Genomic DNA, 23,259 nt, shown 5'->3' on the forward strand with positions numbered 1-23,259 from the left:
CTTAATTATCATTATTTAGTTTAATTCCAGGGAGCTTTAGAAGACAACTAATATTTGCAGACTTTTCAACAGCTTGGTAATTTATACGAGTGTTACTAGCTGAAAAGAAAATTTGCCTTCTTGCTCTAGTTACTCCTACATAAAATACACTTAACTCTTCTAAAAACTTTGTTTCATTATTAGGGTCTATTTGAATATTGCAATTATTATTTCTGTAATTACAATTCTTGCATAATCCCTGAAAACTTGGATTAGAGTATTGTTCCATATCCGGCATAATCACATAGTCCCACTCAAGTCCTTTAGCTCCATGAATAGTTGCTACAATGACATTTTCATCAAGGTATTCCATATTTTGCTTAAGAGCATTATTTTCAAAAGTATCTCTAATGAAAATTATTTTATCTTCAAAACTTAAGAAATTATATTCAGTATTGATACGATAAAAAAATACTTTTAATAATTTCATCAAAGATTGCAAGGTTAATTTTTCTTTATTTTCTTTTAAAAAAATAGATTCAGAAATAGTATCATAAAGCTTGCTTAAAGTTTTTTGTGAAATTACATGAACTTTTTTAAGATGTTCAATAAATAGTAAAGAGCATTCTTTATGAAATTTTAAATAATCATATTCTTCATCACTAAATAAACCATAAAAGTAAGCTATTTTATTTTCTTGCAAAACCTTTAGTATTTTATCAATATTTTTACCTCTATTTTTTACTAAAAGTGCAATTTTACAGGAATCAGCTAAATGATTATTTTGTAAATCCTTAATTATATCTATAATCTTTTTTGCCTCTTCTAATTGATTGGTTAAATTGAAAAATATAATTTCAGCATTTTTATCAATAGTAGGGTTTTGGATATTTTCTGCATTTAGCCTAAGATTTTTATCTAATTGCAGCATTTCTGGATTGTCTTTAAATCTATAATTTTTAGTCAAAGTAATAATTTCCATGTTATATTTTACTTCTGCTTCACGCATTAGCTTAGGAATAGCGCCTATAAAGCCATATATTCGTTGCAAACTATCTCCAATAAAAATCACTCTTGAATCATTAGATATTATTTTTTTTAGTAGTGTCCAACTTAAAATATTAGTGTCTTGAAATTCATCAACTATTACGGTCGGGAAATAATTTTTATAAAATTCTAGTATGTTAGGATATTTCCTAAATAATTCTAGAATCAATAATATTATTGCATTGAAAGGAATATATTGACGATTTAAAATTTTTTCTTTTACTTCTCTAACATAAGTCTCAAAATTTTTTTCAATATATGTTTCATTACAATCTTTTACTGCTTTATTATAATCTATAAATATTTTGTACTGATCATATCCTAACTTTGTAATTTGATTCAAATCCTCTTGTTTAGAGTCATCAAAAGTTTTTAGAGTATCTATATTTCTTAAAGTTTCATGTAATAAATAACCATATAATTTTAAAATATGCCGGCAAAAGCCATGATAATTGGAAATAAATAAGTTGTCTTGATGTTTTATAAAATAAGATTCTTTTGTTTGAAGAAGTTTGGGGAGTTGTTCTGCAACATCTTTTTTTATTTTGTAAGCTGCATTGACACTAAATGTTAAAGCAAGAATTTTCTTGGGATTTTTAACTTGATTACTAGCCAGCATATAAGCTATTTTACTGATCATTGTTTTTGTTTTTCCATAACCTGCTGGAGCTTCAACAATGAGTTTTTTGGCTTGTGAGAAAATAACTTCAAGTTGTTTCTCATCATTACAATGTAAAGCTTTAATTTTTTCTTCTATTTCCGATGGCTCGAACTTACTTAACATAGTTTGATAGTTCCTCTGCTGTTTTGATAACAGTTTGATATATTTGTGGTATTTCATCCAGCTGTTCAGCTAGATATCTACCATTAATAATAGTTTTAGTGTTACGTAGGATTTTTAATATTTCTTCCTTTGACTCGAATTTTAGTTTTTTAATTTGCTCTTGATTAAGATTTTTAAACTGAGAATATAACGACTTGTTATGGTCTATAGTAGTTGATACTAACTGTTGAGCCTTTTGCACCATAAACTTAAGTTTTTTTGGAGTTTCGGACTCAACATATAATATATAATCTAAAAGATCCAAGCTATTAAATATCTCATCTTCAAAATCCTCTAATTCTGTAAAAAATAAATTTTCAATCTTTTTACTTTCATAAATTTTTTTTTGATCAGAATCCATTATCCCAACACTAAGAATACCAAATTTCTTTAACAAATTCATTAAAGGCACTATTGAGTGTGGACTTCCTGCTTTAATTATACTAATTCCTAATTCATCTAAATTTATGTTCATTTTTTGAACGAAAACAGGAAAAGCACCAAGTTCACTATCACCTTCTACTAAAATTACCACTTTGGAAAAAAAAGCCTCCTTAATATAAGGTAAATTTCTTAGTAATTGCTTTTCTGTCTTTTTCTCTAAAACAATCTCTTTTCCACTTTTTACCGTTAATTTTTTATCATTTATATCCACATAAAATCTAATAATTTTTTTGTAATCATCTAATAAAATACTAGGGGAATGAGAAACAATTATTATTTGACCTAGGAGTCTGTCTATAGAAAATAAAGTTCTTAGTAGCTCAGAAAAATCTTTGTCTTCATTAATTACTATTTTTTTAAGGTATTTCACTAATGCTCTTTGAGCATAAGGATGTAAATGAATTTCTGGTTCATCCAACCCTATTAGTATAGGTAAACATTTTTCGGCTGTTGATTCATCTTCAAAAATACATTTTTTAAAATTTTTTTTATTATTCAAAGATAACAGTTTTTCTAGTAATGCAAGTGGAATAAGGCTATAAAACTGAACTCCATAACTCAGATTTTCTAATCGTCGTTTTTGATCATCGGCTAGAATAATTAATTTAGTTAGTAAATTTTCTTGATTGTTTTCTAAAATAGCTTCTATAAAAAAATCTTTAAACGGCTTAATTTTTTGCAAATTTCCAGTTACTTCTAACAACAATTCATTTATTTTAGACTTGTCTATAAAATCTAGATCTTGAGTTTGACTATTTTCTAAATATTTAAAGACAATATAGTTTAAAAACTTTCCAGCACCTTTTATTTTATCAAATTTAAGCTCAGAAGAAGGGTTTCTGAGTGAATCATAATCAATATAGTTAATACATTTCAAGTCAGCCCTTGGAATAAAACTACCTGATTCTTTATGTTTAAATTCAAGATTATCATCCACAGACTCTTGAACTGCTACTATATTTAAAATATGACTATTTTCAGGATCAAATAAATCATTAAACATCCCTATTTCCAGGGTTTCAAGCTCTAAAGAAAATTCTACTTCTATAGCTCTATCAGAATTATAAAAATCATCTTCCTTAAAACGCTGTTGATTAAAAAGTATATTGAGAAGTTTAAGTAAATTTGATTTACCTAAATTATTTTCTCCAATAATAAAGTTAATATCTGGATGAAAAATAAGTTCAACACCATCAAGGTTTCTATAGTTCTGGATTTTGAGGTTTATTATTTTCATGCTTGAATGGATTGATGATACTTTTCCTTTAATGAGCAAGATATGAAATTTTTTTAAGCTCAAAAAGGTCAAAAATGGCTTTTTAAGCGCTTATTAATTCTATTGTAGTGGCTGAATTAGATAATTCTCTACCTTTGTTTAATAATTGTTCATCTCTACAAACGATAATCGACAGAGATCCCTTCGGGATCTCGCGTAAGCGAGCGCGCATTCCCCAAACTCCCACAAAGCCGCAATCTTAAACTTCTTCCCACACATCCAAACCGACTTAAACTGCCATTCAATCTTATGACAAGCTCAATCAGCATAACAAGCCGCACACAAGCGAATCGGTTCAAACATCATCCCCTCACCCCTTGGTGGTAACATTTTCCGCAACCCCCCATTATTAGGCGGCTGTTGGAGTCAAGAGCATTTAACCTTAGAATATTACTAGAAGATTACTAGACTACCTAAACACTTAGATGTATAATTTCTAGGTAGTAAGGCTTTTATTGAAGCACTTAACGGGACTGACGGGGCTCGAACCCGCAACTTCCGCCGTGACAGGGCGGTGCTCTAACCAATTGAACTACAGTCCCATTTCCGACACAATTACTATATTAGCAAATCTAAAACCCTCTTGTCAAATATTTTTTAAAAATTCTTGAAAGCTTTACCACGTAAGGGCTAAGCTGTAATCATCAACCCGAAGTAAGTCCCGTCGAACCAAAACCGCCGCTTCCTCGGGAAGTTTCGCTTAAATACTCAACTTCTTCAACCTCTACTCGAATTACGGGAGCAATAACCATCTGAGCAATTTTCATTCCCCTGGTCACTTTAAAGGGATTTTTGCCATGATTGATTAAAATAACCCCTATTTCTCCTCGATATCCTTCATCAATGGTTCCGGGGGTATTGAGAACTGTTATCTGATGTTTTAAGGCTAATCCACTTCTAGGACGGATTTGGGCTTCTGTATTTGGGGGTAATTCTATAGCGATTCCTGTAGGGACTAATTGGCTTTCTCCTGACGGTATTTCTAAGTCTTTTATAGAGGTTAAATCTAACCCAGAATCATCTGGATGTACATATGTGGGAAGAATAGCAGAATATTCTAATTTCGTAATTTTTAGTTTCATTTTTTTTTGCTTGATAAATATTTATACCTAACTCTCTTTTGAGGTCTATATCGCTTAAAACAGTCATAAGATCACATTTTCCTCGATATTAATTTTTCTTTATTAGGGGTTGATCTTGTATATAGAAATAGGCTTGAGTATTAGATAAAGCCATCTCCGCTTTTTGTAACTCAGTTCCTAAATACATCGCGTGTTCAACTTGAAGACTAGGACAATTTGAGGCTATTTGCTGATAAAGTTTTCGGGCAGATTTTCCCGTGTAACAATTAACAACTTCTCCTGTTCCTGGTGTTGTATGCTCCACAATAATTATATCATCCTGTAGGCTGATGACAAAACTTCCATTAGGATCATCAAAGTCTCGTTGTTGACATATTTTAGAATATTGTTCTTCAATTAATCGTTCTGCATACTCCCAACAATCACTATAAATATGAGCGCTTTGACTAACAATAATCAGAGAACCCATCTTTAAAGAATCATCAGATTTTTGAATAATATTATCTAAAATATGCTGTTGTAAAGCCCTCAATCCCATTGCATTCGCCGGCCAAGCAGAAAACATATCATTACTGCGAAATGTAGCTGTTAAAGATAACTCATTATCTACAATTCTCAGCCAAATATGATTCAAGCAGGGAGGACTATCATTATTCTCATAATCTTCCACATCCCATAAAGACATTACTACTCTAGAAGAGTCTTTTTCAGCCGCTAATTTTTCAATTGCTTGTTCAATTTGGTCTCTTCCAAACCAGGACCTTAATCGTTGACCATAAGTATATTTAACTCCCTCTCGTTGAGGAGCATCCTCTAAAATTTGTGATATATAATCTTGAATAAATTTTCTTTCAATGGGTAAATAGTTGGGTTCAGGAAAATAAAAATCCAAAGGTTCATCTGTCACCACTGCCATTAAATCAATTAATTCTTGCCATTGTCCATATTGAGTAGGTCGAATTATTCCAGTTGTCTTAATACAATGCAAGATTTTTACCCAAGTTTCGGCTATGGTTTTTCCTTCTATCCGATGACCATATCTAGGCCCTGGTAAAACTGTCGGGGTAACTTTTACTTCAGGAAAAACTAAAGACTCTCCCCAAGGTTCAAGAGAATTTTTTTGAGCATAATTTTTAACCACTTCAACCGCTTGACTAATTGACTTGACTTCTTGATAGTCTATAGACTCTCTTAACTTCTCTAAAACTTGAGAGGGAATCTCAATATCAATATATCCAGTCACCGAAGATTTAATGATCCAGCAATGCTTACCAGTATCACTCGTTCCTTCAGTAAACCCATTGCGAAAGAAGTCTAATAAACACTCACACCCACCGGCATTTTTATCTTCTTTAGTTCCATTGAGAATGACTAAATAGCGAACATGAGGATTCGCTAATAAATTGCGTATTAGAGGACTAATTCCCCGAGTAGGACTATATAAATTCCCAATGACTGCAAATTCATTACTAGATAAATATTTGGCTAAAGATTGTTTGACAGTCCACCCTGTAATAATTGCTATTTTTCCATAACCACAGATGAGTTGGTTGGGTTTGGTGTAAGGTTGGTATTTATGTTTTTTTTCTGACTGAGTAACGGTCATGGTGATTAGGTGAACTGTTTTTCGAGAAACTCAATAATTTTATCATGAACTTGATTGATCTCGGCGGTTCCATCAACTTTTAATAATAAACCTTCATAAGTTTCAAATATATTTTGATAATTATTTCTAACTTGTATCAATTTTTCGGAATTTTCATAAACATCAATAATGGTTCTTTCTTGTAATCTCTCTAAAGACACCTCAACCGGAATATCTATATAAATGACTAAATCTGGATTAGGAAACCGTTCATTTAACTGGCGAACAAACTTAAATTCTTCTGGGGTATGACAATTATAAGCTAAAGAAGAAAAATAATAGCGAGTAGTAATCAGATGAGATCCGTCTTGGATAAGCTTAAAAACCCCATCTAGATCATTATATAAATGGTAATGACGATCAGCCGCAAACAAATAAGCCATCTGTTGATCAAATGACTGCTTATCTTCCATCAAAATAATAGGTTTTTGCATGGCTTCCCGAATCATTTTACCAATAACTCCATTAGTGGGTTCAGGACTAATAACCGCCTTATCTCCCTTCTGGATAAAATAGTCTTTTAATAAAGTTGCTTGGGTGGATGTTCCAGAACCATCAATTCCTTCTAATACAATAAATAACTTGTTCATTTAATAACTAAATAACTCCTTGACAGTAATACTAAATCCAGTCAAAACCCTTTGAGTGCTGACAACTTCATCAGTATTAAATAATAGCCAAGTTTGACCACCATTAACTAATATAATTTCTGCTTCAGGAAATAGTAACCAGACTTCCTGACATCCTGAGTCTAAATATTCCCTAGCTTTAGCCAATAATTCCTCTCCACTATCATCCGGTGAGGCAATTTCCGCAATTAAAGGAAAACTTTGAGGAAAAATAGTAAGATTATTTCCATATTGTTCTAGCAATTCTGGAGTAATATAAGCAACATCAGGACGACGGCCTTGTTTAGTTGTTCGACAAAGTGTTTCATTACAAACTAAACCACCTTGTCCACTAGATTTAAGATAACTTCTCCACTGAGAAGAGAGTGTAACTTGTGTATAACCATGTTTAAGTGTCATACCAGTTTTTTCAATTAATTGACCATCAACCCATTCCCTTCTTTCAGGAGGATGGAGAATAAATTTTTCCCAAGAAATTTCTTGAGAGATTTTCCCTTGTTCTTGATGATAGTTTGGCTTCGATAAAATCTGATTTTCTACCATAATTATTCCCTCTAAGGAAACCAACAACGCCGCCAAATAAACCAGTTTTCTAACCAGTTTTGTAAGCCTTTATTTTTTTCTAAATGTTGATATTGCCATTGGAAAGCTATCTGATGCAAAATTTCTGATAAACTCGGATAAGGATAAACTAAATCCATCAACTTTCCGATTTTAATCTTTTGTTGGATAGCTAGAGCGATCACCCCCATAAATTCCTCAGCTTGAGTACCGATTATATGACCTCCCAAAATTTGCCCATTGTCAGAGACAATTAACTTACAAAAACCCGTTGTTTCCCCTAAAATATGTGCCTGAGCAATGTATTTAAACCGTTGCCCAATTTCCTGAACTTTTTCCCCGTAACGCCGTTTAGCTTGTGCTTCTGTCATTCCCACTCGTGCTAAAGGAGGGTCAGTAAAAATTGTATAGGGAATATGACCATAATCTACTTTATACCTAGGGAAAAATAAAGCATTTTTGAGAGCAATTTGTGCTTCATACTGGGCCAGGTGAGTAAAATGATAACCTCCTAACAAAGAACCACAGGCATAGATGCGAGTATTGGTTGTTTGTAACTTCTCATTCACTAAAATTCCTTTTTGTCCCCATTTTACCCCAACTCCTTCTAAGTTTAATCCAGCCACATTAGGCTGAGGTTGGGTAGCGATAATAATTTCATCGGTTTCTAGGGCATAATTTCCCACTTGTAACCATTTTTTCCCTTCAATTCGTCTCACTTGAGATAGGGAACGTTGGAGATAAATTTTTATTCCTTCTGATTCTAAAATACTTTGTAATAAAGCAACAGCTTCTGGGTCTTCCGAGGGGAAAATCTGGTCATGTTCCACAACTAAAGAGACATCTTTCCCTAAACGTTGTAGATTTTGCGCTAATTCTATTGCCATAGGAGTTGACCCGACAATGACTAATTGATGGGGAAGAAAAGCCAATTTATCTGGATGCCATAAATCTTCTGGAGTCAAATAGCCAACTTCTTCTAATCCCTCTATTTTGGGTATAGATAAACTCGCTCCCGTTGCTAATAGATAAGCTTGTGATCTCAGTTTTCTTCCCTCTGCTACTACTGAAAGCGAGGGAAGCCGCACTAACTCCCCTGAACCCATAATCACATCAACTCCCAAAGCAGAGAGCATCGCAGGGGAATTGATTTCAGATAAAATGCGGTTAACTTCTTTGGCCCAACTGGTCACCCCTGTTAGGGGTAGATTAAACTGGGGATTTTCTGGATAAATCTCTTTTAATTGGTTAAATAAATGAGTGACATGGGTAAAGCGACGACTAAAAATCGTCTGGGCACTATCTAGGATAAACTGTGTTGGCTGTTGAACCAGTGCAACCCTTGCTTTGAGGTAAGCTGCCCTTGAAGCGGAGTAAATCGCTTCTGGTGTGCTACCCATTACTACTAAATCATAGTCATTGGTCATTAGTCATTAGTGATTAGTCATTGGTCATTAGTTATTACCTGTACAAGCTTCTAACCCATTCCCCTGCTCCCTATGTGGCAAAGGATAGCGACATTCTCTAGTCATTGGTCGTTCTACATCTAGTTGTATTAGTGCCGCTCGGCCATTGGGTTTTCCTTATTTTAACTCCCACTAAGGACTAGGAACTAAGGACTAAGGACTAATTTAGCTAAAGCATCAACAAGACGTTGGTTATCGGTTTGAGTACGAACGGCAACTCGAAAAAAGCGATCACCTAATTCCGGAAAACTGATACAGTCTCGGATCACGATGTGATGATTTTTGAGTAGTTTTTCTTGTAGTTGAGAACTGGATTGGTTTGTGTGAACTAATAAAAAATTAGCCGCTCCGGGTAAGGGTAAGAGAGTAGGTAACGCTGCTAGTCCTTCAAATAGTTTAGCTCTTGTGGCAGGGAGCCAGTCCCAAGTTAGCTGTTGAAAGGTATGATCTTCTATGATGGCAACGGCGGCTTGTTGAGCGAGAAGATTAACCGGCCAGGGATCGCGCCATTGTTGCCAACGTTGTAAGCGTTGCGGATGAGCGATCGCATAGCCTAAACGCAGCCCCGGTAAGCTGTAAAATTTGGTCAGCGATCGCAAAATGATCAGATTTGGGTAGTCCTCAATCACAGAGATTAAACTTTGTTGTTGTTGGGGAGGGATAAAGTCCATAAAAGCTTCATCCACTACCACTAAACCAAACCTTTCTACATAAGGCAAAATTTCTTCCCTTGTCCACAATTTACCCGTTGGGTTGTGGGGGTTATTGAGCAGTAACCCCACAGATTTTAAATCAAGTGCGCGTTTCCCGATAGGCTCTGCTAGAGCCGAGTTTAGCTCAAGTTTCCAAGTTGTAAGGGTTAAATCTAGTGGACAGGGTTGAACCCGTGTGGAAAAGGTTTTTAAAGCTCGCCAATAATCCCCAAAAGCGGGAGTGATTAAAAAAGTTAACTCTTGAATTGATAAGTCCCAACTTGCCCAAGTTAAGAGTTCTGCCGAGCCATTTCCCGGCAAGATCCAGTCTGGGTGTAGTTGATGCCATTGTCCCAGAATCGAGCGTAGCTGGTAGTAATCTGGGTCCGGATAATGGGTTAGGGAACTAAGACCTTGTTGTATCGCTGTGATCGCGCTTTCAGGAGGTCCCAAAGGGTTAATACTCGCAGAAAAATCGACAAGCGCAGAAACTGGACAGCCGGCAAACTTGGCCGCCCAGGTTAAGTTTCCTCCGTGATGAGGTCTTCTCAAACCAGCTACTACAACAGCAACGACTAGGGTGAAACTTTTTCTTTAAAAAGTTTACCAGCAGAAAAAGCTGGGACTTTCGTTTCTGGAATCACCATTTTTTCACCCGTTTTAGGATTACGGCCTTCCCGGGCTTTCCGTTCACGCGCTTCAAAAGAGCCAAATCCTACTAAGGTTACTTTATCTCCAGAAGAGACCGCATCCATAATCGCTTCGATCGCTGCTGTCAAGACGGCATCTGCTTGTTTTTTAGTAACCATAGCGCGGCTAGCGATTTCATCGACTAATTCGCCTTTGTTCATGCAATATTCTCCTTATTTTTGACTAGATTTTCCCTTTTTTCAGGTTAATCAGCGTTTTGAGCCTGAGTTATTGGGGATATTCATCGAGCCTATCCGTCTCGGAGATCGTTTAATCCCTGAAATCCTGATAGGCTCAATATTTCACTGCATTATTCTAAGCTCTAATTGTCCATTGTGGATCGCTAAAACCTTTAATTTATGTAGATTTCATCAATTTTTTAAACTTATAAGACTTTACATAGCGTGACTCACTCCCCCTTAATCAAGGCTCAAAGTATTGCTGTGTAAGGGTTACAGCCCCAACAATTTTTCCGGTAGCCTCAGAGAATATTTTAAAGACTTAAAACCATCGCTCAAACCTCAGAAAGCGGGTTAGTTCCGGCCATACTAAGTATTATTTACTAAAGACCTGTAGGAGCGGCAAAGCTTAAAATCGAATTTAGCCTTAAGCGGGTTTTTGTTCAAGTTTGCGACTGGCAAGGGACATAGCAGAACAACATAACCAATAAATAAAAGCAATAAATAGATATACTTCTACATTGCGCCCTTGATACTTGGGATTGGCTAATATCGATTGTGAAATCCCTAATAAATCTACTAATCCTACAATGGCTAATAGGGAGGTATCTTTAAACAGACTGATAAATTGCCCGACAATGGTGGGAATAACGGCTTTTAGGGCTTGAGGTAAGATGATTAATCCTAATACGAGCAAAGGGTTTAATCCAAGGGCAATAGCGGCTTCGGTTTGTCCTCTGGGTACTGACTGTAAACCGCCTCGGATGTTTTCAGCTAGGTAGGCGGCGCTAAAAATCGTATATCCGGCGATCGCTCTGACAATACTATCGGGACGTACTCCTAAAGGTAAGACTAAAGGTAACATGACTTGAGCCATAAAGAGGATACCAATTAAGGGTAATCCTCGAATTATTTCTATGTAACCTATGGATAACCAACGGATTACGGGTAAGGAACTTTGTCTGCCCAAGGCTAATAAAACGCCAAAGGGGAAGCACAAAAATATGCTAACAATAGCAACTACAATGGTGAGAATAAAGCCGCTAATGAGGCTCAGAGAGACGGGTTGCAGAAATAATCCTCCTCGTAATAGCCACCAGATAACTAAGAAAGTTAAGAGCCAAAGGGGGCTTAACCAGCTACTTAATGAAGGGATTTGTTGACCAATTTTTTTGCCGCTAAAGGCGGTGAGAATTAGGATTAGGAGCATTCCCCATAGTAAGAGACTGGATTGAATTCCTGTTATCAGGGTAACTAAGACACAAATAGCGGCAAGAATAAATAAAACGGTTAAACTGGTTGGATTAAATAAGGGGGTTTTACGGGATAATATGCCCCAAGTTAGTCCGCCTAAAAAGATGGTAATTCCTAGGGTTATCCAAACACGCCATAATAATTCAACGGGATAATAACCGACAAAGAATAGGCGAAAGTTGGCTGTAATGACTTGCCAGTTGGCTTGGGTAAATATCCAGTTTATTAGGTGTGTTCCTACCCAATAGATAAAGATGATACTGATAAGGGTTAAAAGGCTATTTAACCAACTGCTAAAGAGGTTTTTTTGTATCCATTCACTGGGGTTTATCGGTTTTATGGGAGGGGAAGGTGATAGAGTGTTAGACATGATTAATTGACTAGAGAATTGACCTCACCTGAACTTTTCTATTTTCTTACTTTCGATAAACATCTCGTCGATGCTTACATTGTAAGAGCCGAATCACCTGATTTTCATCATCAATTTCATAGCGAACTCGGTAATCACCAACCCGAATACGATATTCATTATCGAGGTTTTTTAACTTGATCGATCCCTCTGGACGTTGATCTTCAACCAGTTGGTCGATTTTTTCAACCACGCGATCGCTTATCTCATCTGGCAGAGCATCGATTTGTTTTTGGACAGATTTAGGAATGATGATAGTGTAAGTCATGATTTGGATTTTGAGCGATGCGCCAAAAACTCATCAAAGGTTTGATACTCCCCTCTGGCATATTCATCACGAACAGCCTGAATTTCAGTAATTGTGTCTAAATCATCCTCATAGATAGCTTCTTCTTGCTCAAAAATTTGTTGCTCAAGCACTTCTTGAAGATGACGCTTTTCTTCTAGATTGAGAGATGTGATCGCTTCTATCAAACATTCAAAGGGGATTTGTAATTTAACTGTTCCTGTCATACTTTTTCCCATAGAAAAGACGGTTCTATGTTTATTATATTATCTGTCCCTTCGCTACCGCTCAGGGCAAGATTTATCTGCTACAGGGTGCGGAAATTATTCATCAGAAGCAAGCCATGATTGAAAGCGTTCGTCAGACCGAATATTATCAAAATCTGCATCTGTTTTTGCCTCAATTTCAATCGCCAAATCGGGAGGAGTATCAACCATCAAATCAAGGCGATTTTTCCAGATCATTTGCTGATAATTCTGGATATAAAAAGACTCATCAGGTTCAATTCCTTGTTCTAAGTCTTGCCGCTTAAATGTTGTCGAGCCAAAACATTCACAGTTAAGCCCTAATTCTTCTAACAAAATTTTGACCAAATCGCTAATAATTTCCTTAACTACTTCATGTTCTGGCAATGGAGTCATAATTAAAAGCGTACCTTGACTATAAGCAATCCGTGAACTCCGATGTTCTCCTAGTTCTTTGATAATTTCTTCAAATTGTTGCCATGATATCTCACGCAAGACAACCTTTTGTCCTGGCAGAAGATCAATTTGTTTAAGTTGGAGTGTAACCATTGCAATAAAACCCAACAACATTTAATGGTAAAGTATTGGGTTTCGTTCCCCAACCTACAATTAATATATTTTAGGATTAAGGTTTTGATAATTGCCTTACCCCTGTTTGTACCCGCCACAAATTAGCATAAATGCCCTCTTTGTCTAACAACTCTTCATGAGTTCCTCGTTCGACAATTTGCCCATATTCAAGCACATAAATACAATCAGCATGACGAATAGTAGAAAGCCGGTGAGCAATAGCAATTGTGGTGCGATTTTGAGTAATCTTTTCTAAAGAGCGAGCAATAGCGGCTTCGGTTTCATTATCCACCGCAGAAGTGGCTTCATCTAAAATTAGAATCGGAGGGTCTTTTAAAATTGCCCGGGCAATAGCAATTCTTTGGCGTTGTCCTCCCGATAATTTTTGTCCTCTTTCCCCGACAATGGTGTCATAATCTTGGGGAAGTTGCATAATAAAATCATGAGCTTCTGCCGCTTTAGCCGCCTGAATAATTTCTTCGGTTGTCGCATCCGGACTTCCATAAGCAATATTTTCTCTCACACTGCCATGAAACAGAAACACATCCTGACTGACTAATCCTATCCCTCGCCGTAAGTCATATAAAATAATATGTTTAATATCTATTCCATCCAGAATAATTCTTCCTTTTTGAACTTCATAAAGTCGCAGTAAAAGTTTAACCAGGGTACTTTTTCCTGAACCGGTAGAACCCACAATAGCAATGGTTTTTCCGGCGGGAATATGTAAAGACAAATTTTTTATGATGGGATATCCATTTGAGTAAGCAAAACTGATTTCTTCTAAAACAATTTCCCCCCGAATAGCCGAGACAGGAAGCGCAATCTTCCCGGAAGGAATCGTGATAGGCGTATCTAATAAATTCATGACTCTGTTGATAGAAGCCATCGCCCGTTGATATAAATCTAAAGTTTGTCCTAAGCTGGTAAGCGGCCACAATAAACGCTGTGTGAGGAAAACTAACACGCTATAAGTTCCTACTGCTAGTTTTCCATTTATTACTTCCATTCCTCCAAACAGTAAGATAGCCATAAAACCGGACAAGATAAACATCCGAATTAACGGCACAAATGCGGCACTTAGCGCGATAGCTCGTTGGTTACTTTGTCGATATCCTTCACTTTCTAATCCCAGACGTTCCTTTTCATAAGCTTCTGTGGTATAGCTTTTAATGGTAGTAATGCCGCTTAAATTATTGGCCAGACGAGAATTGAGTAAACTCACCCTATCTCGTACATCTGCATAACGAGGCGCGAGAAGTTTTTGAAAGAAAATTGAACCCCATAAAATAAAGGGAATGGGCAACATGGCCATCCAAGCAGTACCAGGGGTCAAAATAAAGAAAGCCGCACTGATAACAATTACCGTAGTAATCACCTGTAAAATGTCATTAGCCCCAAAATCTAAAAACCGTTCCAGTTGGTTAATATCATCATTGAGAATGGCTAAAAGGTGACCTGTAGATTTTTCTTCAAAGTAAGCTAGTTCTAACTCTTGAATATGACTATAGGCATCTAAACGCAAATCATGCTCAATATGTTGGGCTAAATTGCGCCAGAGCCGCTCATATATATATTGAAATAGTGATTCTAGTCCCCAAATAATGACAGAGAGAAAACAGATAAATAGGAGTTGTCCAAAAATATTTTTTATTCCCCAATGGGCGATGAGGGAGTTTTGGCGTTGAACTACAGTATCTACTGCCGCACCAATTAAAGCCGGGGGAGCTAAATCAAATATTTTGTTTAAAATCGAGCAAATAATCGCTTTCCAGATTAAATTACTGTATTGCCGTCCATATTTAACTAGACGTACTAGAGGATGAAGTGATGGGGGAGATTGGGTTTTTTTAGACACTCGCCTTGTGAAGAATTTAATTTTCAGCAATCGTATTTACCAAGTTTAACGCACTAGGACTAATGATGAAAGGTCATTTAATACAAACCCATTGAAATGCTTAAGATCATGATTAATGTTTTGATGATAAAACTTTATTAATTACATCTATCTTTAGATAGATAAATATTTTAACTGTCTTAATTGTTAAAGCTTTTTCCCCGATAGTTGATAACTCCCTGTTTCTTGAGGTTGGGAAGAAGTCACTATAACTTTATAAATTCCCGTTTCTGGTAAATCTACAACGATTTTGGCATTGGGATTACTAGGAGAGATATCATCATTTTCAACTCCATCAACACTATTAGGAAATACTAATTTAAGCGAAGGGTCTATTTGTTGACTTGTCATTTCAATACTAATTTTTTGACCTTGATTACCTTTGAAGTAATAATCTTTATAGTAAAATATTTGATGGTCAGAAGGTGCAAGAGGATTTAAAGAATTTTTTTTAAAAACTTTATCTTGCTCGGTTAAAAATCCGTCAAGTATTTTGCCATTTAAAGAAAGTTTGGGATTAGGAATAGATTCTATCTGAGAAAAAATTACGCCTCCTCCTATAGCCGCCAATACCACTAAACTTGCAACCCCTCCAATCATGACTAAACTGTTATTGTTTTTTTGGGGACTTTTAATTTTTGGCTCTGCATCAATTAATTGAGTGGGTAAAGAGTGGGGTTGAGTGGGTAAAGGACTTGGTTGAGTGGGTACAGGGCCCGGTTGACCAGACCAGATTAAGCGATGAATATCTTCTAAAACTTCCCTAGCTGATTGATAGCGATCACGGTAATCATGACAGATCATTTTATCTAAAATTGAAGCCAATTCTGGTGTGACTTTGGCTAAATCATGCCACAGGATTTGTTCAGTATTAAAATTCCGAGGAAGTTCTTGAGGCATTTGTCCGGTCAGAGCTTGAATACCAATGATTCCTACAGCATAAAGATCACTATTAAATCGAGGATTGCCAACCGCTTGCTCAACGGGTATATAACCTGGAGTTCCTATTAATGTCTTGGATGAATTATCTTTTTGTGTAACTTCTTTAACGGAACCAAAATCTATTAAAACTAATTTTTTATCTAAACTTCTTCTAATAATATTGTCAGGCTTAATATCTCTATGAATAACCTGATTTTGGTGAACAAAATTCAGATTTTCCAGTAATTCTACTAAAATAGTAATAACTTGTTCTTCAAGAAGCGGCTGCCCGATCAGGAATTCTGCCGACAAAGGTTTACCAACAATGTATTCTTCTACTAAATAAAATTCTTTATTTTCTTCAAAATAAGCTAACAATCGAGGAATATTAGGATGTTCACCCAACTGTTGTAAAATTTTCGCCTCCCGCTCAAACAATTCTTGCGCTTTAAGCAAAACACTAGATGATGAGGTGGCCGGATGTAATTGCTTGACAACACAAATTGGATTTCCAGGAAGTTTAGTATCTAGGGCTAAAAATGTACGTCCAAACCCTCCTTGACTGAGAATTTGCGTCACCTGGTAGCGTCCATCAAGAAGTTTTCCCATCATACTTAAAAATAAATTTGAGGCTCTCTATTGATTTTAATCTTGCCAGAGAGATATTGTTACAACTGATGGGTAGATAAGGGCAAATGAAGCGGTGCGGAACGAGTTCCGCACCCCAGCTAAACTCTCTATTGATAAGCTTTAACCTTGAGACAATCAACTTTTGGGACTGAAAATGTAACAATAAGTAAATACAGGATGTTAACACAAGGAGATCAAGGACAACTTATGCGAATGTTACACACCATGTTGCGCGTGGGCAACTTAGAAGAGTCCCTCAAGTTTTATTGTGATGTTTTGGGAATGAAGCTACTGCGCCAAAAAGATTATCCCGGAGGCGAGTTTACTCTCGCTTTTGTGGGTTATGGGGATGAATCTGACCATACCGTGATTGAATTAACTTATAACTGGGGCGTTGACAGTTATGATTTAGGGAATGCTTATGGTCATATTGCCCTTGGGGTCGATGATATTTACGCCACCTGCTCCCACATTAAAGCGAAAGGCGGTAAAGTAACCCGTGAACCTGGACCCATGAAACATGGTTCAACAGTGATTGCTTTTATCGAAGATCCCAACGGTTATAAAATTGAATTAATTCAACTGGGAACTCAAGGTTCTTCCCAAAAACAAGAAGCGGCTATTAGTCATCAGTGATCTGTCAATAGTTATTAGTCATTAGTCATTAGTCCTTAGAAAATAGGGATACAGTTGTTAAAACCTATAATTGATCACTGTTAACTGTAAAATGCTATCCAAGCTTTCCACAAGAAATAAAATGATAAAATAGCCAGCAAAGTCCTAAACAAAAAAGTTACAAGTTGATCTGATAATCTAGGAAGAAAACGGGTACTAATTTGCGCCCCGATTAAGCCGCCTATACCCAAAAGCAAACCTTCTAAAAATTGCACATTACCTTGTAGAGCGTGTCCCGCACAAGCGGCTATAGAAGTAATAACAATAATTCCTAAACTGGTTTGAACAGCCGTTTTAATATTTTCTTTAATTAGCAACATTTGTAGAGGAACCATAACCACACCGCCGCCAACGCCAAAAAAACCAGCGAGTAATCCTCCACTTCCACCAATAATCACATAAGAAACCATCAGATTAGTTGTTTTCGAGGAGTCTGTAGGGGTTTTACTGGCTAGTTGCTTGCGTAAATTGGTTAAAAAGATAGTGGCAATTAACAAGAGGGCAAAAGAAGCTAAAAGAATATAATCAGGAACACTATTAGCTAAATAAGTGCCGATTTGTGCAGTGAATAAAGAAGGGATGGCTATATAAATAACTCGTTTAAGGTCTAGATATCCCATGCGCCAATTTTGAATGCTACCAGAGATTGAGGTAATGACGATGGCTAATAGACTGGTAGCTACAGCATTAACGGGTTGATAGTGGGTTTGATCGTGATGTATAGCAATTAAAAGGGGAACTAGAATTGTCCCCCCGCCAATACCCAGTAATCCAGCTAAACTCCCTGAAAATAGTCCTCCCACAAGAAAAATTAACCAGTTGACCCCCATAGTTCTGATGCTTTTTTAGGTAATGGTTCAGCTATTAGATTATAGAGTACCGCCCCAACTGTTAACGATTTGATCCTCGATAGATTCGCTCCCACTGTTGAGCAGATAAATGAGAATTAATACTACTTGTTGCTGAATTCGAGTGACCATTCCCATTACTGCCAGACTTTGGGGATGACTCTGAACGGGAAATATGCTCCTCTTCAGGAGTCGTTTCTGAGTTTTTCACTGAGCAACTAGGATGGAAATTATATTCGTGTTCAGGTGCCGGTAGACGACTGTGGGGCGGCACAAAATCATGTAACACCGAATCATAGGCAAAGATTTCTCCAGTTTCAATGCGGTAAATCCATCCCTCAAGCAAAAGTTTATTTTGATGGAGTTTAGAGCGAATAATGGGATAAGTCTGAAGATTTTCTAGCTGAGTGAGAACATTTTCTGCCACAGTAACTTCTAATAATTCTTCCCCTTGTAAGTCTTTATAATTATCTTTGACGACGCGACGGGTGGCTTCTGCCTGTTTAAGCCAATCATAGACTAGAGGCATTTCTTCAGCGAGTGTATTTAATTTTAATAAACCTTTCATCGCCCCACAATGGGAGTGTCCACAAACGATAATTTGTTCTATCCCCAAAGCATGAACAGCGTATTCTAGAGCGGCTCCTTCACCTCCATTCGTCGCCCCATAGGGAGGAATCATATTTCCTGCATTGCGAATGACGAATAGTTCTCCCACTTGAGCTTGAGTGATTAAATTAGGGTCTATACGGGAGTCTGAACAAGTAATAAATAGAATTCGGGGCGTTTGTCCGTGAGCGAGTTCCTCAAATAGATCTCGATGAAGACTGAAGTAGCCGCTTTGGAATTTTTCTAAGCCCTCAATTAGTTTTTTCATAGGTGGGAGTCTCTTTATCTGGCTGTTTGGCTTAACCTTATAAAATTATTATGCAGTATGGCCATTTTGTATAGCTATTGGAAAAAATACTTAACCCTTAAGATAAATTATTTTTGGATGAGTTAAACTGTTTTGATCAAAATTATTATAAAAATATAATTTTAAAATCTTAATTATGCCGCATTTATTAATAGTAGCCCTCCTCGTCCTTGTTGGGTCTGCTCTTTGCGCTTGCACAGAAACAGCAATTTTGTCAGTTTCCCCGCTCCGGGTTAGACACCTAGCTCAATCTAATAATCAAGCGACGAAGGTTCTCTTAAATATTCGTCAAAATATTAATCATACTTTTGCGACTATTGTGATGATTAATAATTTATTTAATAATTCTCAAATTAGGCCCTATTCTTTTCTTAAAAAGCCATTAAAAATATATTATTTTATTAATTAATAAATAAATAAATTTACATAAGCAAAACTGTTTGGTGTGATTTTTGGTGTAATTAGAGAACTAGCTAAGCTGAAATATCTTACTGAACCTGAGTTAGAAGAGTCTTAGTAAAAAATAGAACCCTTAACTGGTAAAGGTTCTAGAGGTTTTTTTTCTTTTTTTTTTAACGGAGAGGGTGGGATTCGAACCCACGTTAAGTTGCCCTAAACAGCATTTTTAGTGCTAGGCATTTAACCTTAAAACCTTTTCAATACAACTGTTCAAAGAATTAGTGCTAATTTTGGTTACTATTTTGGTTATTTTTTGTTACAATAGGTCTAGGATGAGCTAGAAATTTAAGGAATTAAGATTATGATTCATTCAACAAAACCAAGATTTCAGTACGTTTCCATACTCAATCAAGCGGGTTATTACAAAGTTTTTATTAGTAGAAGTGTATTAGCTTCGGGATTAAACTTGTCTGTTGGTAGGATTTCTAATGAAACTTATCTAAAGAGCTTGCTCATAGCCCAAGATTTGGATAAGTACATTGGTGATAATTTGGTTACGGGAAAACTTGATAAAGAAGAAATACGTGACATTGTAAAAAAGCATAAAAAACATCCGCATTTACAATTAGTTGGTTCTGAAAATAAACAAGAAACTATCACTGTAAAATCCTTATGGGATTGTTATGTAAATCATCATAAAAAACTTTTTGTCTGGTCAGAAGTTTATTTATTGACTCATATTCAAACTGTAACGAATCTTATAATTAGTTCTTTTTTTTATTACTATCTTAAGATGTCAAGTCAGAAAATAATTAATTTTGGAACGATTCCGTGTTACTGTTCAACAGAAAGGTGTCGGAATACCTTCGATAGAACTGTAATGAATAGCTGAAACCTTGAAAAAACGTTCAATGTTCACTCGCACTTTTTCAGTAATTTTGAACTAACTAACTTGGCAGCCTTGTCATATAAGAGTTTTACCTCTTGCGTTTTAAACCGCGAGTGTTACCATAAGCCCTCAACCATAACCAAACGTTTCAGCCGCCAAAAGCAAATTAATTACTTGAAACTAAATTTTTTCTTTTCTGACTAAGCCAGAATGGCTTTCTAATTACTTTAATTTTTCTTTTTGACTAATTCAACTTTGGATAATTAATTTCTTTTCTGACTTAATTTAAAAATGAATTACAAATAAAAAATATTTTAATCAATAAGAGATAATAGAAGTAGTCATTTATTTTTAAAATTTTAATAATGAAATATGAATTCATTATTGGAGTTGATCCAGGTTTGAATTATTTAGCAGTTAGTTTGCTAGATTCAAACAAAAAATTAATGGATTTCAACTGTATTGAACAAGAACAAGAAAAAAACTTGGAGAATAAATACAACAACATCAATAGAAAATTTACTAAATGGTTTTCCAATTTTAACAAAGAAAAAACAATAATAATTTTAGAGTTTCCTGTTTTTATGATTAAGACAGAAAATACAAAGAAAGTCGATAAAGCAACTGAGATAATTATAAATGCTGCTAATAAGTTTGATTTAAAAATTCACAAGATTGCTCCTAATCACGTAAAATTTTTGATTACTGGGAATAGTAGGATTAGTAAAGTAGGTTTATTTGAACAAGTAAAAGGAATGGTTAGTAATATTCCTTCTACTTTATCAGCTTATACAAACAATCACATTACTGATTCCATTGCTATTGGGCTAACTGGAATTCTCGATATAGAGAAAGATACTCCCTTATCTCTGGCTTAATCATTCTTTTCTTTCTGACTCCTCCACATTTTAAGTGGAGGTTTATTAGTGACTGCAACCGTACAAGCTTGTTCGGTTATTTCTACCTGTCTAAATAGTGTAATATTCTAATTTCAATCAATTGCTTGTGCTACAATTGTAATTGTTAAAAATTAAGATAATAATAATGTCCCAAACAAATCCTAAAAACCGAATCATGTCCTTTATAATTTCTGAAAAAGAATTAGAAAAACTACAGGAAATAGCTAACAACAAAAAATACAAAGGAAAATATTCTACTTACTTTAGGGAAATTTTCATTAATTTCTTAGAAACAGCATAAAAACTATAAATAGTCAGAAGTTTCTTTCTGACTATTTCTTTATTATTCATTTAAAAAAAACTATTTTTAAAATCTTTTTTATTATGTATTCATCATTTTATCATCCAAATAAAGAAAAAACTACTCGTAATCGTTTTATTATTTCCAACTACGTTCAATTTCTTAAAGCTACAGCAGAACCAAATAAATATGAGTGTCCCGTTTGTTCTGGACAAAATTTAAATATTGCTCAAGATGGAAAGTTTTCTTGTTTAGATAATCAATGTGAGAATCAAAAAATTTCCTCTAAATTAAAGAAATTAAAGAAGGAAGCTATAAAAGAACAAAAACAACAGAATATTGAAAATCGTCTAGGTAAAGATGCTACTGAAATTCTTTTTAAGGATGTTCCTCGAATTTCTAAAGCTCCTCAATTGTTAGATTTTCTTAGATTAAAATTTGCAGATAGGATTACTTGGAATGTCCGAACTCAAAAAATTTGTTTAGACGGAAAAGAAATAGAAACTTCTTCTCTTAGAGTTTTTTTTGGAGATATGTTTGGTATTGACGCTTCAGAAGATTTATGGAAAGCTTGTTTGTTGAGAATAGCAGAAGAAAATGAATTCGATCCTGTTAAAGATTATCTACTAAAATGTCAGTTAAATACTCAAGTAAGAGATATTAAAAATCTTGCTTCAGAGTTTTTGGGTTGTAATGAACCTCTTTATAATGAATATCTCTACAGATGGTTGATAGGAGCAGTTAGAAGGGTTTTTGAACCTGGTTCTAAGTTCGACAATGCTTTAGTTCTTTATGGAAATCAAGGTGTAGGAAAAACTAGCTTCTTTGAAATACTAGGATCAGGATTTTTTTCTAACTCAATGACAGGGAAATTAGATAAGGATGACTATATGATTCTTGCACAATCTTGGGTACTGGAATGGGGTGAGTTAGATGGTTTCACTAGCAAGACTTATCATGCGACAATCAAACATTTCCTTAGTAAGAGAGAGGATTCATATCGAGTCCCTTACGGTAAAAACCTTCTTAAAATGCCTAGAAGATCTGTAATTGTCGGGACTACAAATTCAGATAATTTTCTAAGTGATCCATCAGGAAACAGAAGATTTTGGATAATTCCTGTGAGAAAACAACAGATAGACTTAGAACTGTTGAAAGGTTCAGTAAAATCCATCTGGAGTTCTGCTGTAATTGATTATCAAAAGGGTATTTCTGATAACTTACCTAAAGAGTTCTGGAAATTACAAGAAGAGGATAACAATTATTATGAGTATGAAGATCCTTGGGAAAATTACATTATCGAATGTACAAAACAAACTTTGCAAAAAGAAGGAGAGGATTTTCAAGGCATTAATTCTAATGAATTTTTTAACTTCTTAAATACAAATGGTATGACGGTTTCCAAAGATAAAAAGAATGAAATGAGACTTTCAGATATTTTAAAAAAATTAGGTTTTTCTAAGGAGAGAGTTCGTAAAAAGGGACGGCAGGTTCGTGTATATTTTCCTCCTGAAAACCTAAAACTTGAACAAAATATTGAACGTGACAACCTCTCAGATCTTTTTGCTGATTAAGGTTGTCTCGCCCTAAAACCCTTACAGAATAAT

Annotated in this window: 23 protein-coding genes and 1 tRNA gene; 6 read left to right on the forward strand and 18 right to left on the reverse strand. The window is 35.3% G+C overall.

Annotation, left to right across the window (positions count from 1 at the left end):
- Window position 1 precedes the first annotated feature (1 nt).
- The 16 genes from CYAN7822_RS05000 to CYAN7822_RS34435 form a co-directional block, all read right to left on the reverse strand.
- Window positions 2-1,810 (reverse strand): UvrD-helicase domain-containing protein, encoded by a 1,809-nt coding sequence (locus CYAN7822_RS05000; protein ID WP_013321150.1) that lies wholly within the window; start codon window positions 1,808-1,810, stop codon window positions 2-4.
- Window positions 1,800-3,530 carry an ATP-dependent nuclease gene (locus CYAN7822_RS05005; protein ID WP_013321151.1) on the reverse strand — a complete coding sequence of 577 codons (1,731 nt, stop codon included), beginning with the start codon at window positions 3,528-3,530 and terminating at the stop codon, window positions 1,800-1,802. The genes CYAN7822_RS05000 and CYAN7822_RS05005 overlap by 11 nt, the downstream gene beginning before the upstream one ends.
- A gap of 507 nt (window positions 3,531-4,037) precedes the next feature.
- Window positions 4,038-4,111 (reverse strand) — tRNA-Asp (locus CYAN7822_RS05010).
- A gap of 102 nt (window positions 4,112-4,213) precedes the next feature.
- The gene (gene dut, locus CYAN7822_RS05015; RefSeq protein WP_013321152.1) at window positions 4,214-4,651 is read right to left on the reverse strand and encodes a dUTP diphosphatase; all 438 of its coding nucleotides are present in this window, start codon (window positions 4,649-4,651) and stop codon (window positions 4,214-4,216) included.
- 88 nt (window positions 4,652-4,739) lie between these two features.
- Window positions 4,740-6,257, reverse strand: coding sequence for a thymidylate synthase (locus CYAN7822_RS05020; RefSeq protein WP_013321153.1), 1,518 nt, complete (start codon window positions 6,255-6,257; stop codon window positions 4,740-4,742).
- 5 nt (window positions 6,258-6,262) lie between these two features.
- Entirely contained in the window at window positions 6,263-6,886 is a 624-nt protein-coding gene (gene tmk, locus CYAN7822_RS05025) for a dTMP kinase (protein ID WP_013321154.1), read from the reverse strand.
- Window positions 6,887-7,468, reverse strand: coding sequence for a Uma2 family endonuclease (locus CYAN7822_RS05030; RefSeq protein ID WP_013321155.1), 582 nt, complete (start codon window positions 7,466-7,468; stop codon window positions 6,887-6,889). It lies immediately after the preceding gene.
- 11 nt (window positions 7,469-7,479) lie between these two features.
- On the reverse strand, window positions 7,480-8,913 hold the full coding sequence (locus CYAN7822_RS05035; protein WP_013321156.1) for a dihydrolipoyl dehydrogenase family protein: 1,434 nt from the start codon (window positions 8,911-8,913) through the stop codon (window positions 7,480-7,482).
- A 185-nt stretch (window positions 8,914-9,098) separates the two neighbouring features.
- A complete protein-coding gene (gene cobD / locus CYAN7822_RS05040) occupies window positions 9,099-10,196 on the reverse strand; it encodes a threonine-phosphate decarboxylase CobD (RefSeq protein ID WP_013321157.1) in 1,098 nt (365 codons plus the stop codon).
- A gap of 23 nt (window positions 10,197-10,219) precedes the next feature.
- On the reverse strand, window positions 10,220-10,495 hold the full coding sequence (locus CYAN7822_RS05045; protein WP_012598124.1) for an HU family DNA-binding protein: 276 nt from the start codon (window positions 10,493-10,495) through the stop codon (window positions 10,220-10,222).
- Window positions 10,496-10,940: 445 nt separating this feature from the next.
- Entirely contained in the window at window positions 10,941-12,137 is a 1,197-nt protein-coding gene (locus CYAN7822_RS05050) for an amino acid ABC transporter permease (RefSeq protein WP_013321158.1), read from the reverse strand.
- 46 nt (window positions 12,138-12,183) lie between these two features.
- A complete protein-coding gene (locus tag CYAN7822_RS05055) occupies window positions 12,184-12,444 on the reverse strand; it encodes a type II toxin-antitoxin system RelE family toxin (RefSeq protein ID WP_013321159.1) in 261 nt (86 codons plus the stop codon).
- Window positions 12,441-12,689 (reverse strand): hypothetical protein, encoded by a 249-nt coding sequence (locus CYAN7822_RS05060; protein ID WP_013321160.1) that lies wholly within the window; start codon window positions 12,687-12,689, stop codon window positions 12,441-12,443. The genes CYAN7822_RS05055 and CYAN7822_RS05060 overlap by 4 nt, the downstream gene beginning before the upstream one ends.
- A gap of 96 nt (window positions 12,690-12,785) precedes the next feature.
- Window positions 12,786-13,256 (reverse strand): Uma2 family endonuclease, encoded by a 471-nt coding sequence (locus tag CYAN7822_RS05065; RefSeq protein WP_013321161.1) that lies wholly within the window; start codon window positions 13,254-13,256, stop codon window positions 12,786-12,788.
- A gap of 76 nt (window positions 13,257-13,332) precedes the next feature.
- Entirely contained in the window at window positions 13,333-15,135 is a 1,803-nt protein-coding gene (locus CYAN7822_RS05070; RefSeq protein WP_013321162.1) for an ABC transporter ATP-binding protein, read from the reverse strand.
- Window positions 15,136-15,321: 186 nt separating this feature from the next.
- Window positions 15,322-16,707 (reverse strand): protein kinase domain-containing protein, encoded by a 1,386-nt coding sequence (locus CYAN7822_RS34435; protein WP_049802500.1) that lies wholly within the window; start codon window positions 16,705-16,707, stop codon window positions 15,322-15,324.
- A gap of 225 nt (window positions 16,708-16,932) precedes the next feature.
- On the opposite strand from CYAN7822_RS34435, the gene gloA reads away from it, so the two are divergent.
- Window positions 16,933-17,361 carry a lactoylglutathione lyase gene (gloA, locus tag CYAN7822_RS05080; RefSeq protein WP_013321164.1) on the forward strand — a complete coding sequence of 143 codons (429 nt, stop codon included), beginning with the start codon at window positions 16,933-16,935 and terminating at the stop codon, window positions 17,359-17,361.
- 80 nt (window positions 17,362-17,441) lie between these two features.
- On the opposite strand, the gene CYAN7822_RS05085 is transcribed toward gloA, so the two are convergent.
- Together CYAN7822_RS05085 and CYAN7822_RS05090 are read right to left on the reverse strand one after the other, a co-directional pair.
- Complete coding sequence (locus CYAN7822_RS05085; RefSeq protein WP_013321165.1) at window positions 17,442-18,230, reverse strand: sulfite exporter TauE/SafE family protein; 789 nt, start codon at window positions 18,228-18,230, stop codon at window positions 17,442-17,444.
- A gap of 61 nt (window positions 18,231-18,291) precedes the next feature.
- Window positions 18,292-19,125, reverse strand: a complete 834-nt coding sequence (locus CYAN7822_RS05090; protein ID WP_013321166.1) for a carbonic anhydrase — start codon at window positions 19,123-19,125, stop codon at window positions 18,292-18,294.
- 175 nt (window positions 19,126-19,300) lie between these two features.
- On the opposite strand from CYAN7822_RS05090, the gene CYAN7822_RS05095 reads away from it, so the two are divergent.
- The 5 genes from CYAN7822_RS05095 to CYAN7822_RS34440 all read left to right on the forward strand — a co-directional run bounded on the left by CYAN7822_RS05095 (window position 19,301) and on the right by CYAN7822_RS34440 (window position 23,226).
- The gene (locus tag CYAN7822_RS05095) at window positions 19,301-19,573 is read left to right on the forward strand and encodes a DUF21 domain-containing protein (protein WP_013321167.1); all 273 of its coding nucleotides are present in this window, start codon (window positions 19,301-19,303) and stop codon (window positions 19,571-19,573) included.
- A gap of 351 nt (window positions 19,574-19,924) precedes the next feature.
- The gene (locus CYAN7822_RS05100; protein ID WP_013321168.1) at window positions 19,925-20,455 is read left to right on the forward strand and encodes a hypothetical protein; all 531 of its coding nucleotides are present in this window, start codon (window positions 19,925-19,927) and stop codon (window positions 20,453-20,455) included.
- 362 nt (window positions 20,456-20,817) lie between these two features.
- Window positions 20,818-21,330: a crossover junction endodeoxyribonuclease RuvC gene (locus tag CYAN7822_RS05105; RefSeq protein WP_013321169.1), complete on the forward strand. Its 513-nt coding sequence runs from the start codon at window positions 20,818-20,820 to the stop codon at window positions 21,328-21,330.
- A 166-nt stretch (window positions 21,331-21,496) separates the two neighbouring features.
- Window positions 21,497-21,652 carry a hypothetical protein gene (locus tag CYAN7822_RS37480; RefSeq protein ID WP_013321170.1) on the forward strand — a complete coding sequence of 52 codons (156 nt, stop codon included), beginning with the start codon at window positions 21,497-21,499 and terminating at the stop codon, window positions 21,650-21,652.
- 83 nt (window positions 21,653-21,735) lie between these two features.
- Window positions 21,736-23,226: a virulence-associated E family protein gene (locus CYAN7822_RS34440; protein WP_013321171.1), complete on the forward strand. Its 1,491-nt coding sequence runs from the start codon at window positions 21,736-21,738 to the stop codon at window positions 23,224-23,226.
- The last annotated feature ends 33 nt before the right edge of the window (window positions 23,227-23,259 follow it).

It is taken from the genome of Gloeothece verrucosa PCC 7822, from assembly GCF_000147335.1.
GTDB lineage: Bacteria > Cyanobacteriota > Cyanobacteriia > Cyanobacteriales > Microcystaceae > Gloeothece > Gloeothece verrucosa.

Bases quoted from the DNA above. Each gene is read 5' to 3' on its own strand.
- gloA (WP_013321164.1), top strand. From the start codon at position 16,933: ATGCGAATGTTACACACCATGTTGCGCGTGGGCAACTTAGAAGAGTCC.
- CYAN7822_RS05030 (WP_013321155.1), bottom strand. From the start codon at position 7,468: ATGGTAGAAAATCAGATTTTATCGAAGCCAAACTATCATCAAGAACAA.
- CYAN7822_RS05060 (WP_013321160.1), bottom strand. From the start codon at position 12,689: ATGACAGGAACAGTTAAATTACAAATCCCCTTTGAATGTTTGATAGAA.
- CYAN7822_RS05005 (WP_013321151.1), bottom strand. From the start codon at position 3,530: ATGAAAATAATAAACCTCAAAATCCAGAACTATAGAAACCTTGATGGT.
- CYAN7822_RS34440 (WP_013321171.1), top strand. From the start codon at position 21,736: ATGTATTCATCATTTTATCATCCAAATAAAGAAAAAACTACTCGTAAT.
- CYAN7822_RS05045 (WP_012598124.1), bottom strand. From the start codon at position 10,495: ATGAACAAAGGCGAATTAGTCGATGAAATCGCTAGCCGCGCTATGGTT.
- CYAN7822_RS05050 (WP_013321158.1), bottom strand. From the start codon at position 12,137: ATGTCTAACACTCTATCACCTTCCCCTCCCATAAAACCGATAAACCCC.
- CYAN7822_RS05020 (WP_013321153.1), bottom strand. From the start codon at position 6,257: ATGACCGTTACTCAGTCAGAAAAAAAACATAAATACCAACCTTACACC.
- CYAN7822_RS37480 (WP_013321170.1), top strand. From the start codon at position 21,497: ATGTCCCAAACAAATCCTAAAAACCGAATCATGTCCTTTATAATTTCT.
- CYAN7822_RS34435 (WP_049802500.1), bottom strand. From the start codon at position 16,707: ATGATGGGAAAACTTCTTGATGGACGCTACCAGGTGACGCAAATTCTC.
- CYAN7822_RS05090 (WP_013321166.1), bottom strand. From the start codon at position 19,125: ATGAAAAAACTAATTGAGGGCTTAGAAAAATTCCAAAGCGGCTACTTC.
- CYAN7822_RS05095 (WP_013321167.1), top strand. From the start codon at position 19,301: ATGCCGCATTTATTAATAGTAGCCCTCCTCGTCCTTGTTGGGTCTGCT.
- CYAN7822_RS05055 (WP_013321159.1), bottom strand. From the start codon at position 12,444: ATGACTTACACTATCATCATTCCTAAATCTGTCCAAAAACAAATCGAT.
- tmk (WP_013321154.1), bottom strand. From the start codon at position 6,886: ATGAACAAGTTATTTATTGTATTAGAAGGAATTGATGGTTCTGGAACA.
- dut (WP_013321152.1), bottom strand. From the start codon at position 4,651: ATGAAACTAAAAATTACGAAATTAGAATATTCTGCTATTCTTCCCACA.
- CYAN7822_RS05065 (WP_013321161.1), bottom strand. From the start codon at position 13,256: ATGGTTACACTCCAACTTAAACAAATTGATCTTCTGCCAGGACAAAAG.
- CYAN7822_RS05100 (WP_013321168.1), top strand. From the start codon at position 19,925: ATGATTCATTCAACAAAACCAAGATTTCAGTACGTTTCCATACTCAAT.
- CYAN7822_RS05105 (WP_013321169.1), top strand. From the start codon at position 20,818: ATGAAATATGAATTCATTATTGGAGTTGATCCAGGTTTGAATTATTTA.
- CYAN7822_RS05085 (WP_013321165.1), bottom strand. From the start codon at position 18,230: ATGGGGGTCAACTGGTTAATTTTTCTTGTGGGAGGACTATTTTCAGGG.
- CYAN7822_RS05035 (WP_013321156.1), bottom strand. From the start codon at position 8,913: ATGACCAATGACTATGATTTAGTAGTAATGGGTAGCACACCAGAAGCG.
- CYAN7822_RS05000 (WP_013321150.1), bottom strand. From the start codon at position 1,810: ATGTTAAGTAAGTTCGAGCCATCGGAAATAGAAGAAAAAATTAAAGCT.